The 13,987-nt window shown below is 38.1% G+C and carries 18 protein-coding genes and 5 tRNA genes; all 23 read right to left on the bottom strand.

Annotated elements, in window-relative coordinates:
- Positions 1-16: 16 nt before the first annotated feature.
- Positions 17-535, bottom strand: a complete 519-nt coding sequence (gene rplJ / locus CRO15_RS18965) for a 50S ribosomal protein L10 (RefSeq protein ID WP_097047427.1) — start codon at positions 533-535, stop codon at positions 17-19.
- 23 nt (positions 536-558) lie between these two features.
- Positions 559-1,251 (bottom strand): 50S ribosomal protein L1, encoded by a 693-nt coding sequence (gene rplA, locus CRO15_RS18960; protein WP_097047426.1) that lies wholly within the window; start codon positions 1,249-1,251, stop codon positions 559-561.
- A 19-nt stretch (positions 1,252-1,270) separates the two neighbouring features.
- Positions 1,271-1,708, bottom strand: coding sequence for a 50S ribosomal protein L11 (gene rplK / locus CRO15_RS18955; RefSeq protein WP_097047425.1), 438 nt, complete (start codon positions 1,706-1,708; stop codon positions 1,271-1,273).
- Between the two features lie 67 nt (positions 1,709-1,775).
- A complete protein-coding gene (gene nusG / locus CRO15_RS18950; RefSeq protein WP_097047424.1) occupies positions 1,776-2,327 on the bottom strand; it encodes a transcription termination/antitermination protein NusG in 552 nt (183 codons plus the stop codon).
- 7 nt (positions 2,328-2,334) lie between these two features.
- A complete protein-coding gene (secE, locus tag CRO15_RS18945) occupies positions 2,335-2,523 on the bottom strand; it encodes a preprotein translocase subunit SecE (RefSeq protein WP_073181473.1) in 189 nt (62 codons plus the stop codon).
- 19 nt (positions 2,524-2,542) lie between these two features.
- Positions 2,543-2,615, bottom strand: a tRNA-Trp gene (locus tag CRO15_RS18940).
- A gap of 121 nt (positions 2,616-2,736) precedes the next feature.
- On the bottom strand, positions 2,737-3,924 hold the full coding sequence (gene tuf, locus CRO15_RS18935; RefSeq protein ID WP_097047423.1) for an elongation factor Tu: 1,188 nt from the start codon (positions 3,922-3,924) through the stop codon (positions 2,737-2,739).
- A gap of 47 nt (positions 3,925-3,971) precedes the next feature.
- A tRNA-Thr gene (locus CRO15_RS18930) sits at positions 3,972-4,043 on the bottom strand.
- Positions 4,044-4,125: 82 nt separating this feature from the next.
- Positions 4,126-4,198 (bottom strand) — tRNA-Gly (locus tag CRO15_RS18925).
- Positions 4,199-4,280: 82 nt separating this feature from the next.
- Positions 4,281-4,362: transfer RNA gene (locus CRO15_RS18920), tRNA-Tyr, on the bottom strand.
- 22 nt (positions 4,363-4,384) lie between these two features.
- Positions 4,385-4,458: transfer RNA gene (locus CRO15_RS18915), tRNA-Thr, on the bottom strand.
- A gap of 100 nt (positions 4,459-4,558) precedes the next feature.
- Positions 4,559-4,861, bottom strand: coding sequence for a ribosome hibernation-promoting factor, HPF/YfiA family (gene hpf, locus CRO15_RS18910; protein WP_097047422.1), 303 nt, complete (start codon positions 4,859-4,861; stop codon positions 4,559-4,561).
- Between the two features lie 54 nt (positions 4,862-4,915).
- Complete coding sequence (locus CRO15_RS18905) at positions 4,916-5,809, bottom strand: tyrosine-type recombinase/integrase (RefSeq protein ID WP_097047421.1); 894 nt, start codon at positions 5,807-5,809, stop codon at positions 4,916-4,918.
- 96 nt (positions 5,810-5,905) lie between these two features.
- On the bottom strand, positions 5,906-6,100 hold the full coding sequence (rpsU, locus tag CRO15_RS18900; RefSeq protein WP_073181465.1) for a 30S ribosomal protein S21: 195 nt from the start codon (positions 6,098-6,100) through the stop codon (positions 5,906-5,908).
- 68 nt (positions 6,101-6,168) lie between these two features.
- On the bottom strand, positions 6,169-7,308 hold the full coding sequence (locus CRO15_RS18895; protein WP_097047448.1) for an acyl-CoA dehydrogenase family protein: 1,140 nt from the start codon (positions 7,306-7,308) through the stop codon (positions 6,169-6,171).
- 34 nt (positions 7,309-7,342) lie between these two features.
- Positions 7,343-8,206: a ComEA family DNA-binding protein gene (locus CRO15_RS18890; protein WP_243397026.1), complete on the bottom strand. Its 864-nt coding sequence runs from the start codon at positions 8,204-8,206 to the stop codon at positions 7,343-7,345.
- Between the two features lie 9 nt (positions 8,207-8,215).
- Positions 8,216-9,832 carry an alanine/glycine:cation symporter family protein gene (locus tag CRO15_RS18885; RefSeq protein WP_097047420.1) on the bottom strand — a complete coding sequence of 539 codons (1,617 nt, stop codon included), beginning with the start codon at positions 9,830-9,832 and terminating at the stop codon, positions 8,216-8,218.
- Positions 9,833-9,918: 86 nt separating this feature from the next.
- Positions 9,919-10,926 carry a potassium channel family protein gene (locus CRO15_RS18880; RefSeq protein ID WP_097047419.1) on the bottom strand — a complete coding sequence of 336 codons (1,008 nt, stop codon included), beginning with the start codon at positions 10,924-10,926 and terminating at the stop codon, positions 9,919-9,921.
- 2 nt (positions 10,927-10,928) lie between these two features.
- On the bottom strand, positions 10,929-11,156 hold the full coding sequence (locus CRO15_RS18875; protein WP_097047418.1) for a PspC domain-containing protein: 228 nt from the start codon (positions 11,154-11,156) through the stop codon (positions 10,929-10,931).
- Between the two features lie 9 nt (positions 11,157-11,165).
- On the bottom strand, positions 11,166-12,446 hold the full coding sequence (locus CRO15_RS18870) for a DUF2851 family protein (RefSeq protein ID WP_097047417.1): 1,281 nt from the start codon (positions 12,444-12,446) through the stop codon (positions 11,166-11,168).
- Positions 12,447-12,467: 21 nt separating this feature from the next.
- Positions 12,468-12,986, bottom strand: a complete 519-nt coding sequence (locus tag CRO15_RS18865; RefSeq protein WP_097047416.1) for a DinB family protein — start codon at positions 12,984-12,986, stop codon at positions 12,468-12,470.
- On the bottom strand, positions 12,983-13,294 hold the full coding sequence (locus tag CRO15_RS18860) for a rhodanese-like domain-containing protein (protein WP_097047415.1): 312 nt from the start codon (positions 13,292-13,294) through the stop codon (positions 12,983-12,985). Before CRO15_RS18860 ends, CRO15_RS18865 begins: the two co-directional genes overlap by 4 nt.
- Before the next feature lie 75 nt (positions 13,295-13,369).
- A complete protein-coding gene (locus CRO15_RS18855; RefSeq protein WP_097047414.1) occupies positions 13,370-13,987 on the bottom strand; it encodes a thioredoxin family protein in 618 nt (205 codons plus the stop codon).

The raw sequence follows: 13,987 nt of genomic DNA, 5'->3' as shown, positions 1-13,987 counted from the left end.
GTTTATTGTGCGCGAATTATTCTTTCTCAGATAATGTCTTAAGGATTCCCGCCAGTTTACCGCCACCAGATTTAAGTCCAGAAATAACATTCTTGGCTGGTGATTGTAACAATCCGATAATATCCCCAATAACTTCCTCTTTGGACTTGATATTTACAAGTGCATCAAGGTTTTCATCACCTACATAGACAGCTTCTGCTATAAAAGCTCCCTTTAGTACGGGTTTATCTGATTTTTTTCTGAAATTTTTGATAAGTTTCGCAGGTGCGTTCCCTGTTTCGGACAACATCAAAGATGTATTTCCTTTTAAAACATCGGGAAGTTCACCGAACTCCTTATCAGAAGCTTCCATTGCTTTTGCAAGCAAAGTGTTCTTAACAACTGCAAGTTTGATATTGGCTTTAAAACAAGCTCTTCTAAGGTTAGAAGTGGTTGTTGCATCCAATCCTGATATATCCGCCAAATAAATATTAGCGTTATCAGCCAACTGTGCAGTCAAATCTTCTATTACGATTGCTTTTTCTTCTCTTGTCATAATTAAAAATATTGAACCACCAGTTACGAAACTGCCTTTGGATCTAATTGAACACTAGGACTCATGGTACTTGACAAATAGATGCTTTTCATATAAACACCTTTTGCTGCTGCTGGTTTCATTCTTACCAAAGTATCTAACAACTCTTTGGCATTGCCAGCAATTTTATCCGCAGAAAAAGAAGCTTTCCCTATAGCTGCGTGTACTATACCTGTTTTGTCCACTTTAAAATCAATCTTACCAGCTTTCACTTCAGATACTGCTTTTGCAACATCCATAGTTACTGTACCAGTCTTTGGATTGGGCATTAAACCTCTAGGACCCAAAACTCTACCGAGTGGCCCTAATTTACCCATAACGCTTGGTATAGTGATGATTACATCCACATCGGTCCAACCGCCTTTAATTTTATCCAAATATTCGTCCAACCCAACAAAATCAGCACCTGCTTCTTTAGCTTCTGCCTCTTTGTCTGGTGTCACCAATGCCAAAACTTTAACATCCTTACCTGTTCCGTGTGGAAGGGTAACAACGCCACGCACCATTTGATTTGCTTTTCTTGGATCTACACCCAAACGAACCGCCAAATCAATGGAAGCGTCAAATTTCACATTGGTTATTTCTTTTATCAAAGCTGACGCCTCATCCAAAGAATAGAGTTTGTTTCTATCTATTTTGGCTTGGGCTTCTTTTTGCTTTTTAGTCAATCTTGCCATTATAAATTGCTTTAAGATTTTAAAAAGGTCTCTTGCCTGCTACTTTTAAACCCATAGATCTAGCAGTACCTGCAACCATACTCATTGCAGACTCTACCGTAAAAGCATTCAAATCGACCATTTTGTCCTCAGCGATTTGCTTTACTTGATCCCAGGATACAGAACCATTTTTAACTCTGTTAGGTTCGCCAGATCCTTTTTTAATCTTAGCTGCTTCCATCAATTGAACTGCCGCTGGTGGTGTCTTTACAACAAACTCGAAAGATTTGTCTTTGTAAACGGTGATAACAACAGGTAAAACTTTACCTGGCTTGTCCTGTGTACGAGCATTAAACTGCTTACAGAACTCCATGATGTTAACACCGGCAGCACCTAAGGCGGGTCCAACCGGTGGCGATGGATTCGCAGCACCTCCCCTAACTTGTAATTTAACTACCTTATCTACTTCTTTTGCCATTGTTTTTAATTAAAATGTAAAGTGTGTCATTGGAAGCAACACAACTTTTTATATGTAACAGCTCTTCTTAAACTTTTTCTACCTGCATATAACTGAGTTCCAACGGAGTTTTTCTTCCGAAAATTTTAACCATCACCTCTAGCTTACGCTTTTCCTCATTGATTTTCTCAACAGTTCCATTGAAACCATTGAAAGGACCATCAATAACTTTTACGGTTTCACCCAATACAAATGGAATTGCCACGTTATCCGTATTCACAGCAAGCTCATCCACTTTTCCTAACATGCGGTTCACCTCTGATTTCCTTAAAGGAACAGGATCCCCTCCTTTGGTTTCACCTAAAAACCCAATAACATTTGTAATGGAGCGTATAATATGAATCATTTCTCCACCCAAATTGGCTTTTATCATTATATATCCAGGAAAGTAAACTCTTTCTTTGTTTATTTTCTTCCCATTACGGATCTGTACAACTTTTTCGGTAGGCACTAGAACCTCTTCAAGGTAATCACCAAAACCATTACGCTCCACTTCACTCTCAATGTAGCCTTTGATTTTGTTTTCTTGACCACTAACAGCCCTAACTACATACCATTTTTTCTCCAGAACCTCAGACATATCCTAACTACCCTATTACGTTATCAAAATACAATCGAATCAATTTACTAAAAAGGGAGTCAACACCCCAAGTTGCCAAAGCAAACAAGATTGAAAAAACAGCTACTACAACCATAAGATTGGAAGCTCTTTCCCTGTTCAGCCAAGTAACATTGCTTTTTAACTCTTCAAATGATTCTTTTACGTATGTGAACATAGTATATTGTATTTTCCTGCACGGGCGGAGAGGCTCGAACTCCCGACACCTGGTTTTGGAGACCAGTGCTCTACCAACTGAGCTACGCCCGTAAAATTTGGTATCCTCACCACCTCAAATTTTCAGAGATGAACCACACCCGTTTATATTTACACTGAAAGGTATTCCGCATAAAACGGAACACCCTTTAGTGCAATATTTATTGTAAAATGATTAATCTAAAATCTCAGTAACCTGACCAGCACCTACTGTTCTACCACCCTCACGGATAGCGAAACGTAGACCAACGCTCAATGCGATTGGCTGAATCAAATCAACTGTAATGGTCAAGTTATCACCAGGCATAACCATTTCAACTCCATCAGGAAGCGCAATGTTTCCAGTTACATCAGTTGTACGCACGTAGAACTGTGGACGGTAGTTATTGTGGAATGGCGTGTGACGACCACCTTCTTCTTTTTTAAGGATATATACCTCAGCCTTGAACTTAGCATGTGGCTTAACGGAACCTGGCTTACAGATTACCATACCTCTTTTGATGTCAGATTTTTCTATACCTCTCAAAAGGATACCTACGTTATCACCAGCTTCACCTCTATCCAAAATCTTACGGAACATCTCAACTCCTGTAATTGTTGAAGCCAATTTCTCAGCTCCCATACCAATAATATCAACAGCATCGCCGGTATTGGCAACACCAGTTTCGATACGTCCTGTAGCAACAGTACCACGACCAGTAATCGTGAATACATCTTCAACAGGCATCAAGAAATCTTTATCAACATCTCTTTTTGGAAGCTCAATCCACTCATCAACAGCAGCCATCAACTCCATTACCGTATCAACCCATTTTTGCTCACCGTTAAGTGCGCCAAGAGCAGAACCAGAAATAACAGGCCCGTTGTCACCATCGTACTCATAGAAAGAAAGCAATTCTCTTACTTCCATTTCAACAAGCTCCAAAAGCTCCTCATCATCAACCATGTCAACTTTGTTCAAGAAAACAACGATTCTTGGAATACCAACCTGACGACCCAAAAGGATATGCTCACGAGTTTGCGGCATAGGTCCATCAGTTGCAGCAACAACCAAGATAGCACCGTCCATCTGAGCAGCACCAGTAACCATGTTCTTTACGTAATCCGCGTGACCTGGACAGTCAACATGAGCGTAGTGACGGTTCTGAGTTTGGTACTCTACGTGAGAAGTGTTTATGGTAATACCTCTTTCTTTTTCCTCAGGGGCATTATCAATAGAATCAAAGCTTCTAAGCTCTGACAATCCCGCATTAGCCAATACGGTAGTAATAGCAGCGGTCAACGTAGTTTTTCCGTGATCCACGTGGCCAATAGTACCAATATTTAAGTGCGGTTTGGAACGATCAAAAGTTTCCTTTGCCATTTTAAATAATTTTAATCTTAGTTTATATTAGTGTACAAATCGTTTTGAGCCAATGACGAGATTTGAACTCGTGACCTCTTCCTTACCAAGGAAACGCTCTACCCCTGAGCTACACCGGCGTAAAGTGCTGAATCAACTACTTTAAAATAGTTCTCCCATAAATTTTGGAAGAGATTCCTGCTTTCGCAAGGATGACTTTAGAGCGGGAGACCGGGTTCGAACCGGCGACATTCAGCTTGGAAGGCTGACGCTCTACCAACTGAGCTACTCCCGCATTTTTTTTGGGCAAAAACCCAAAACATTTCAATATTTCAAAAAAACTCTCAAAAACAAACCTTTCTTCAAAAGTTTGTTTGTGGGGAGAGCAGGATTCGAACCTGCGAAGACATAGTCAGCAGATTTACAGTCTGCCCTCGTTGGCCGCTTGAGTATCTCCCCGCCTTATTTTCAATATGTTACGAGCCGATGGAGGGACTCGAACCCACGACCTGCTGATTACAAATCAGCTGCTCTAGCCAGCTGAGCTACATCGGCATTTACGCCCTTTTTTACACAAAAAAAGTCCGCTATTTCTAACGGACTGCAAATGTATATATTTATTTATTTAATCAAAATAAAATTGCAAAAATTTTCATCAAGCTTTTGCTCTTAATTTTTCTTTCCTTTTTACCAATTGTCTTTCAAGGGAACTACAAGCAGAATCCACTGCCTCCTCAAAAGATTTACATTGCTTTTTTACAATGAGTTTATCTCGAGGCACCAACAGCTTAATTTCCACTATCTTATTTTCTTTTGCACTTGTGTTTTCCACTTTTAAATAAACATCGGAACCGATGACCTTATCATAAAAAAGCTCTAGTTTATCCATTCGTTTTTGAATAAAATCAATAAGCTTGGTATCAGCTACAAAATTTACCGATTGTGCATTTACTTTCATAAAGTATAGTTTTTAGGTTGCTAGATTGCAACAAGATTAAACATTACAAGAAACTTATTGTTTCTTATTTCTGGGATGGGCCTTGAGGTGAACTTTTTTTAGCTCGGCTATACTGTTATGTGTATACACTTGTGTAGAAGCCAAACTCGAATGACCCAATAATTCCTTAACGGAATTTAAATCCGCTCCCCTATTAAGCAGGTGTGTTGCAAAGGTGTGCCTTAATATATGTGGGCTCTTTTTAACCTTAGGGGACACCAAACTAAAATACTTATTTATGATGCGATAAACAAGTGTTTCGTAAATTTTAAGACCTCCTTTCGTCAAAAAAAGGTATTCAGTATCCTTCAACTTTTCTAGGTTAGAGCGAGATAACATATATGTTTCCAACAAAGCTTTTGTGGATGGCAGTAAGGGGAGTATACGTTCCTTATTTCTTTTCCCCAAAACTTTCAAGGTATTATTGGAACCATAAACATCATTCAACCTTAGATTTACCAATTCTGCTCTACGTACACCAGTTGCATATAACATTTCTATAATGAGTCTGTCCCGCACTCCCTCAAAATCATTATCAAATGGTATCTCCAGTAATATCTTTTCCATTTCCATTTCAGAAAATGGCACTTCAACATTCTTGTTCGTTTTAAGAGCTTTGTGTTTCGCTAAGGGCGAAGCTTTTATTTGACCTATTTTTTGCAGAAACCTATAGTAGGCTTTTAATGAAGAAATTTTTCTGTTTATCGTTCTATTTGAAATTCCTTTGTCAACCAAAAGAACAATCCAACTTCTAACAATGGAATACTCCATATTATCTATAGAATCCATTTCATAATCATCTTTACAGAATACTGAAAAGGCATCGATGTCTTTTTCATATGCATTGACTGTGTGCACAGAGTAGTTTTTCTCCAACCTTAAATATGTTATGAACGCTGATAAAGACATTATTCAAAGTTACCCAAATCCCTAACAATAGATATAAAAACAAAAATCCCGTTGCAAAACAATTGCAACGGGATTTTTTTTCTTTGTTCAAGAATCTTAAATTTCCTCCTGATCTCTAAGTCCTTGTATATATTGAGCTTTTTGTATTTCTGCTCTGCGCTTTACTGAAGGCTTAGTAAACTGCTGCCTTTTTCTCAACTGGCGCATGGTGCCGGTCTTATCAAACTTACGTTTGAAACGCTTTAGAGCTCTATCGATGTTTTCTCCTTCTTTTACTGGTATTATTAACATGGGCTACAACCTCCTCTCTTTTAAATTTTGGTGTGCAAATATACAAGTATTAAATAGTAATGCACAAATTACTTTAGAATATTTCTTGAAATTACTACTTTTTGTATTTCAGTTGTGCCTTCACCTATGGTGCACAACTTAGCATCACGGTAAAATTTTTCAACTGGAAAATCTTTGGTATAACCATATCCGCCATGTATTTGCACCGCATCATTAGCAATCTTGACACATACTTCTGAAGCATACATTTTACACATTGCTCCTAGTTTGGTCATTGGCTTACCAGCATTCTTTAAAAAAGCCGCCTTGTGTAACAACAACTCAGAAGCTTCAATTTCCGTGGCCATGTCAGCCAGTTTAAATGATATTCCCTGAAACTCACTAATAGGTTTACCAAACTGAACGCGTTCTTTGGAATATTTAAGGGCTGCTTTATAGGCTCCTTTGGAGACACCCAATGAAAGTGCTCCAATAGAAATTCTCCCACCATCCAAGACCTTCATGGATTGAATAAAACCGTCTCCTACTTCGCCCAAACGGTTTTCATCTGGAATTCTACAATCTGAAAAGATGAGTTCAGCTGTTTCACTGGCCCTCATTCCTAGTTTATCTTCTTTTTTGCCACTTGAAAATCCAGGAGTTCCTTTTTCAATAACAAAAGCAGTCATTCCATGGCTATCACCCTTTTCCCCTGTCCGGGCAATCACTACGGCAATATCACCGCTCTTTCCATGGGTAATAAAATTCTTAGCTCCATTCAAAACCCATGAATCTCCGTCTTTAACCGCCGTAGTATTCATTCCTCCAGCATCCGACCCCGTGTTATGTTCTGTAAGTCCCCAAGCACCTATCCATTCAGCTGTTGCCAATTTAGGAATCCAACGTTGTTTTTGCTCTTCATTGCCAAATGACAATATATGATTGGTGCACAATGAATTATGCGCAGCTACGGAAAGACCAATGGCCGGATCTACTTTTGAAATCTCTTCTAAAATAGCAATGTATTCATGGTATCCCAATCCAGAACCTCCCAGTTCCTCCGGAACCAAAACGCCCATAAACCCGAGTTCACCGGCTTTCTTAAACACTTCTAAAGGAAAAGTCTGTGATTCATCCCAATCCAACACATGGGGAGCAATATATTGTTGTGCAAACTCTCTAGCAGACTCAGCAACCATCTTTTGGGTCTCTGAATAATCAAAGTTCATTGTGGACAAAGTATCCGTTACCATCAGTACAATTTTATAGGGTCAAATATAGCTTAATTCTATCAATCCTTTCTGCTGGAAAAGACTCCACATTCCGTAATTTATCCAAAGAATCAAATGTTCCATTAAGCTCCCGAAAGGAGATTATCTTTTCAGCTAAATTTCGATTGATATAAACCAAACGTGCTAATTCTTCAACTGTTGCTTGGTTAATATTGATTTTTTGGATTGAAGGAGGTTGATTGACTCTAAACTTTCTTAGAGCTCTTTTTACAACTTCCTGTTCCAATCCATAAACATCGTATAATTGTTCGTCAACTAAAAACCCACCTAATCTATCCCTAAATTTTATGATTCGTTCAGAAAGCTTTTCCCCAATGCCTTTAATAGATTTTAGGTCATCCGCTGTGGCTAAATTCAAATCCTTTCTTTCAAAAGTCTTTTCAGGTCCAATCTTAGCAGAAACTTTGGTTGTTTTTTTCCTTTTGGTCCATTCTGGAAATTTAAAAGAAGGTGAGATTACCATCAATAAAGAATCAGACACTCGGGTTACTTGTTGAAACTCCTCCGCAGAGTTTACAAACCTTCCAGTTTCTCTATATGCTAACAACTTATCAAGTTCCGTTGCCGACATTCCCAAGGTGTAGGCTTTATAGTCAGTTATATAATTTGGATTGAAGGAAAAAATCTTAGAAGAATCATTTTGCAAAGCAAGAAGTCGAAGACTGTCCAATTGGGATTGTATGGCAGTATTGACCGTAACTACCTGGTTTTTGCTAAAAGGTCTTGCTTTGATGTAAAAGTATACACCTTGCAGCATAACAATAAGGAGCAACAAAGAGAAAATCCCACTCTGTTCTTGCTTATTGAACTTGAAGTGGGATTTGAATTTATTCAATGTTCAGAATTATTTGCTCTTAACAAAATTCTTGATATCCGTAAGATACTTGTCCATTTCTTCCCTAACTCTAGGGAACAAGAACAATAATCCAATCATATTCGGGAATACCAAGGCCAATATCATTGCATCAGAAAACTTGATTACAGCATCTAAAGTAGCACCGGCTCCGATAACAACAAATAACAAAAACATTACTTTATACACAATGTCTGCGGTTTTTCCTCTTCCGAAAAGAAATTTCCATGATTGCAATCCATAATATGACCAAGAAATCATCGTCGAGAAGGCAAAAAGAATTATCGCAATGGTCAATACATATCTGAAACCAGGTATTACAGAATCATAAGCCATGGAAGTTAAATCAACCCCCCCAACATATGTACCAGATTCGTTAAGCAATACCGTACTACCAACTGCATTTCCATAGTCGAAAGCACCAACATCCATGTTAAAAAAGATAATGACCAAAGCTGTCATGGTACAAATAACTACGGTATCTATAAACGGTTCTAAAAGTGCAACAACACCTTCACTTGCAGGGTATTTTGTCTTTACAGCAGAGTGGGCAATGGCTGCAGATCCTGCTCCAGCTTCATTTGAAAATGCTGCTCTTTGAAAGCCTACTATGATTACCCCAACAATTCCGCCAAGTCCAGCTTCAGGAGTAAAAGCACCACCTATGATCATGCCAAAAGCATCTCCGATGTATTTAATATTAGCAAAAATAATGACCAAGGATGCCAAAACATAAACCCCAGCCATAAAGGGAACTATTTTTTCTGTTACACTGGCAATTTTCTTAATACCCCCAATAATAACGATTCCTACCAAAACTGCTAAAACAACACCAATGATAACACCTGTGGCACCTCCTTCAAGACTTAACATTGTTGTAAGCTGCACAGCAGCTTGATTGGATTGAAAGGCATTACCTCCGCCAAAAGAAGCTCCAACACATAAGATAGCAAAAATAACGGCCAATACTTTTCCAAGGCCTTTCATTCCTCTTTCTTTCAAACCTTTTGAAAGGTAATACATAGGGCCTCCGTATACAGTTCCATCAGGACCTACATCTCTGTATTTGACTCCCAATGTACATTCCACAAACTTTGTGGACATCCCAATTAATCCACAAACTATCATCCAAAAAGTAGCTCCCGGCCCTCCCAGGGCGATAGCCACAGCTACACCAGCTATGTTTCCAAGGCCAACAGTACCAGAAACTGCTGTTGCCAATGCCTGAAAATGACTTACTTCTCCTTCCTTACTTTCATCCTTAATAGTACTGGGTAAATCTCCATCAACAACATTCAATTCTGTTTTTTCCACACTATGGTGGTCCAACTCATCATACTTACCTCTAACGGTATTAATAGCCAACCCAAATTTGGTAATATTGGGAAATTTAAATCTTATGGTAAAAAAAGTAGCTCCTATTATTAAAAGAATCAAAACTATCGGAAGGTTGTACCCAGCAATTGAAATTGGAGTTAAAACAAAACCCTCCCACCATGATGCAAATGGCATAAAGGCATCGTTGACTCTCTCATCAAGGCCTTTTTCCTGAGCACTTGATAGTAGTGGTAATAAAAGTGTAATTAACGTAAGAAGTCTGTACTTCATAATATATTATTTGGTTATGTTAATTTGATGTAAAGCGGGCAATATCCTAAAAAAATTCAACGGAATCAAATTTAAAAGTTATAAAACTATCCTATTTGAAACATTTGATTGAGTTTTTTTATCTGCTCCGGCCTGCCCAAAACAATTACTTTTCCTTTAGGTTCTAGCTCCAAATCTGCCTCTGGGTTAATAATGTAATTTCCGTTAGGTTCTATATATCCAATAATGGTACAGCCCGTTTTTTTACGTAGATCAAGGTCACGGAGCGAGTTGCATTCTATCTGATCTGTAAAATCTTCAATTTCTACTTCTTCCAAGTTCGTGGTATGTTCCCCTTCAATGGAAAGCTTGTCCATGAAAGTGATCAAATCTGGCATTACCACCAATGATGCCATATGATCCCCGCCTATTTTATCAGGCATTATCACTTTGTCCGCTCCTGCCAACTTCAACTTGCTTTGAGAAGTCACTTGCGACGCCCTACTTATTATAATGATCTTGTTGTTAAGTTGTCTTGCCGACAGAACCACAAAAAGGTTGGCCGCGTCATCTGGCATTGCAGTGATTAAATATTGAGCTCTATCTACTCCTGCCTGCATCAAAATTTCGTCCTCATTGGCATCTCCTTCCACAAATAAAACCTCGTCTTCATGACGATCAATAACTTCCTTATTCTTTTCTATGACCACAAAGGGTCTCTTATAAGCCTTTAGTTTTTCTGCTGCTTGCATTCCATTCCTTCCATATCCACATACAACAATATGATTGGACAAGTTGTCTATTTGTTTTTTCACTTTTTTCTTTTTTAAAATCTGGAGTGAATTTCGACCTAAAAGGTATTCGGTTATCACCGACAGGGCAAAACCAAATATAAATACACTGGTAACAATTAAAAATACGGTAAAAATCTTTGCGTTGACATCTAAGGGTTTTACTTCTGAAAAACCAACTGTGGTCACCGTGATGATGGTCATATACACGGCCTCAATCCAAGTATAATCAGATAGTAGTTTGTACCCTATTACCCCACAAGAAAGTACAAGCAACATTAAACTAATGGCCAATACTATTTTTGAACGTAATAATCTAATCATAATCAAAGATCAAAAACTGAGGTTCTTTTGGTGTAGACCAAATCTTTTATTCGTAACCAAAATGCCATAAAAAGATATAGTGCAAAACCAAAGCCCAAGGTGGCAAAAGTCAGATAAATAAAAGTAGTACGGACCACTCTAGCCCGTATACCAAGTCGTTCGGCAATACGCCGGCAAACCTCAAAGCCCCTTTTTTGAAAGTAGTAAAGGGAATTGTAAAACAAACTCATAATTTAAAATTATGTATTTCTGTTCAATAAATGAGCTCCTAAAGTACAATGGAGGCATTTATTTTTTGAGCAGTAGTTGTTGTACAACTGTATTTTTGCCTGACTCTCCAACGCATTTCCAGTACTAGATCCTAAATCTTTAAATCCCTGCAATATCGAATTTTTCTCTGGACCAAGCTTAGAAATCAAAAGTAAAAGTTCATCTGTCCAATCAACCCCCACTTGTTTGGCATAGCAAAACCGTAATGGGATTATGGTGTTAATGATCAATAGGTCAATAAAACTTTTTGAAAGTCTCTTTTTGCTTTTTTTGGAAACCTTACCAAAGGTAAAGTGATTTTCCCAGTACAAACTAGTCTCTGTTTTGAATATGTCATATATCTCTTCAGGCCTATTTGTTTTAAGCAATTTTGCAAAGAGGTTTTGATGACGGTGGTAAAGATTGGCCAATTGGGAGATACGTATTGTAAGAAAATTGATTGGGCGCAGACCAAAGTACCCGGGTTTTTCCGATGCTAGTTTAAGGTCAAATTTCTTTGATAGGTAATCATACTCATTCTGAAGTTCCAAGTAATAAACGTCATTGCAATCTGTTCCTTTGAGCAGTCCTAAATGGCCAAAAAGAAGACTTTCTAGTTGATAGATATCTGCACTGGTTTTACGAAATTCAGAAAAATTAAGCTGTGACGCTCTTTGCAAAAAAAACTCACCGTTAACCTTGGAACCAAAATTTTTCATCAACATCACAAAAAGTACCCTCTCCCAATCATTATCAGATTTTCTGAGTAAATCAAAAATCAGTTTTGATTTGTACTCCAGCCTTTCTACATAAAGTCGTTCCAAAAAATTATTGACCAAAAATGAATCAAGTTGGGCAAAATCCTTTTCACAATTAATAAAAGTTGGTTTAAAATATTGAAATAGCTCTTGATACTTCTGTAAAACAGTTTTGGAAATGTAGTTTTTCAACTCCAACGTTGGAATTTGCGTTCCATCCTTCCTAAAGATTAAAACATCATCCTCCCAAACCACGTGAAGTATCACGTTATCGTAATTGGAATCAGTTTCATGATGGTGGGCATACCAATCTGAAGATTTGAGGTGCATTTCTACATTACCAGCCCATAGTTGACCACCAACCTCAACACGTGCATTAAAAAAGTCCGGCCCTGAAAAAAGATTCAGAGTTCCAGGGTTTTTAATTACTATGTGTTCTGAGGTTGATGTGGTAAGTGGTCGTCCTTGAAGCTTATCGCACCTCCATATAAAATGGAGTAGGTCTTCCTTCATATAGCTAAAATAGGAAAATGATTACCATTTTCCTGCATAAGTCAATGAATCTCCGGAATTTTCTTTGAGATAATCATATCTCATATTGTTTATTTGGCGAAGGTGGTGGTAATCGTGCGCAAGCCAATTACTCAAAAATGAATGGGCGGTTATTTTTCCCATTTCTGGGTGATTTACTGCATTTTCCCATTTGGGATCAACCAACCCTTTTAACCAAGCTATAGACTTTTCACGTTCTTGCCCTAACCGTTTTACAGATGTTTCAAAATCTCTATCCATATAATTTCTGGTGACGGGCCATCCAGCTGGATCAATTGGAATCAAGGATGCCTCGGGAGTGTCGAGTGCATGTCTCACCCTTGCCCTAAAATCTTCTATTTCTTCATCAATTAGATGGCACACAATTTCCAAAACACACCAACCTTTTGTGTTTGGCTTCCAAGTAACAAAATCGGAAGGCAAATTGTTGAATATATCAAAAAAGACTTTCCGATTTCGTTCAAGTTGGTGTATTATCTCATCAAGGTGCATGGAACTCATTCAGCAACTTCACCTTCCCAATTCATAAACCCTCCCTCTAGATTAAAGGTGTTTTCTAGCCCTACACTATTCAAAATAGCACAGGCTTGAGCACTTCGGTTGCCAGATCTACAATAAACGTAGTAGTTTTTGGATTTATCCAGTTTTTCAATCTCATCCAAAAATCCTTGTCCTAAATAAATATCAATATTGGTCGCCCCGGGAATGTAACCTTCCTCTACTTCCTCTGGTGTACGAACATCCAGAATAAAAGCGTTGTTATCATTCTCCAGTTGTTCTTCCCATTCTTGTTGTGATAAATCTGACATTTTTAAAAGTTTAAGTTTAGCAAAAATAAAAATCCGGAGCATAACCCCGGACTTAAAATTGTTGTATTCTTTAAATTATACTTTAATACTACATCCAATTGCTCTTGTTGTGGACACTTTTATTTCTTTTCCTTCCAACATGGCATTAACAGCATTCTCCACATATTTTTCCTCTACCCTTGATGCATCCTGATAATTATCATCTATAGCACCTATGTACTGTACCACATTTCCTTTTGCCATTTTTTCCAACAAAAACACATGTGGGGTTCTTGTTGCTCCGTACTGTGGAAATACCTCCTGTCCTTCATCCAACAAATATGGAAAAGTAAATCCTTTTTCAGCCGCACGAACCTTCATCTTGGCAAAACTATCACCTGGTTTTTTAGTAGGATTGTTAGGATTAATAGCAATCACGGGTACGCCTAGCTTCTTATATTTGGCATCCAATGCATTGATGCGGTCTTCGTAAGCCACCGAATATGGGCAGGTGTTACAGGTGAAAATTATCAAAAATCCCTTGGCCGTCTTGTAATCTGAAAGGGATACCGTGGAACCATCAATATTTCTTAAGGAGAAATCCGTTGCAATATCCCCAATGTCATAACCTTCAATACCAGAAGTATATCTTACTGAGAAAGCTCCCATTGTGAGCATTAGTGTCAGTAAACCTAAAATCTTAAGTGTTTTCAT

Source organism: Flagellimonas pacifica, from assembly GCF_900215465.1.
Lineage (GTDB): Bacteria > Bacteroidota > Bacteroidia > Flavobacteriales > Flavobacteriaceae > Flagellimonas > Flagellimonas pacifica.
This window is presented reverse-complemented; position numbering and strand designations above follow the sequence as displayed.

What these genes read in the sequence shown, in the direction of transcription:
- rplJ (WP_097047427.1), bottom strand. Translation starts at nt 535, where the DNA reads ATGACAAGAGAAGAAAAAGCAATCGTAATAGAAGATTTGACTGCACAG.
- rplA (WP_097047426.1), bottom strand. Translation starts at nt 1,251, where the DNA reads ATGGCAAGATTGACTAAAAAGCAAAAAGAAGCCCAAGCCAAAATAGAT.
- rplK (WP_097047425.1), bottom strand. Translation starts at nt 1,708, where the DNA reads ATGGCAAAAGAAGTAGATAAGGTAGTTAAATTACAAGTTAGGGGAGGT.
- nusG (WP_097047424.1), bottom strand. Translation starts at nt 2,327, where the DNA reads ATGTCTGAGGTTCTGGAGAAAAAATGGTATGTAGTTAGGGCTGTTAGT.
- secE (WP_073181473.1), bottom strand. Translation starts at nt 2,523, where the DNA reads ATGTTCACATACGTAAAAGAATCATTTGAAGAGTTAAAAAGCAATGTT.
- tuf (WP_097047423.1), bottom strand. Translation starts at nt 3,924, where the DNA reads ATGGCAAAGGAAACTTTTGATCGTTCCAAACCGCACTTAAATATTGGT.
- hpf (WP_097047422.1), bottom strand. Translation starts at nt 4,861, where the DNA reads ATGAAAGTAAATGCACAATCGGTAAATTTTGTAGCTGATACCAAGCTT.
- CRO15_RS18905 (WP_097047421.1), bottom strand. Translation starts at nt 5,809, where the DNA reads ATGTCTTTATCAGCGTTCATAACATATTTAAGGTTGGAGAAAAACTAC.
- rpsU (WP_073181465.1), bottom strand. Translation starts at nt 6,100, where the DNA reads ATGTTAATAATACCAGTAAAAGAAGGAGAAAACATCGATAGAGCTCTA.
- CRO15_RS18895 (WP_097047448.1), bottom strand. Translation starts at nt 7,308, where the DNA reads ATGAACTTTGATTATTCAGAGACCCAAAAGATGGTTGCTGAGTCTGCT.
- CRO15_RS18885 (WP_097047420.1), bottom strand. Translation starts at nt 9,832, where the DNA reads ATGAAGTACAGACTTCTTACGTTAATTACACTTTTATTACCACTACTA.
- CRO15_RS18880 (WP_097047419.1), bottom strand. Translation starts at nt 10,926, where the DNA reads ATGATTAGATTATTACGTTCAAAAATAGTATTGGCCATTAGTTTAATG.
- CRO15_RS18875 (WP_097047418.1), bottom strand. Translation starts at nt 11,156, where the DNA reads ATGAGTTTGTTTTACAATTCCCTTTACTACTTTCAAAAAAGGGGCTTT.
- CRO15_RS18870 (WP_097047417.1), bottom strand. Translation starts at nt 12,446, where the DNA reads ATGAAGGAAGACCTACTCCATTTTATATGGAGGTGCGATAAGCTTCAA.
- CRO15_RS18865 (WP_097047416.1), bottom strand. Translation starts at nt 12,986, where the DNA reads ATGAGTTCCATGCACCTTGATGAGATAATACACCAACTTGAACGAAAT.
- CRO15_RS18860 (WP_097047415.1), bottom strand. Translation starts at nt 13,294, where the DNA reads ATGTCAGATTTATCACAACAAGAATGGGAAGAACAACTGGAGAATGAT.
- CRO15_RS18855 (WP_097047414.1), bottom strand. Translation starts at nt 13,987, where the DNA reads ATGAAAACACTTAAGATTTTAGGTTTACTGACACTAATGCTCACAATG.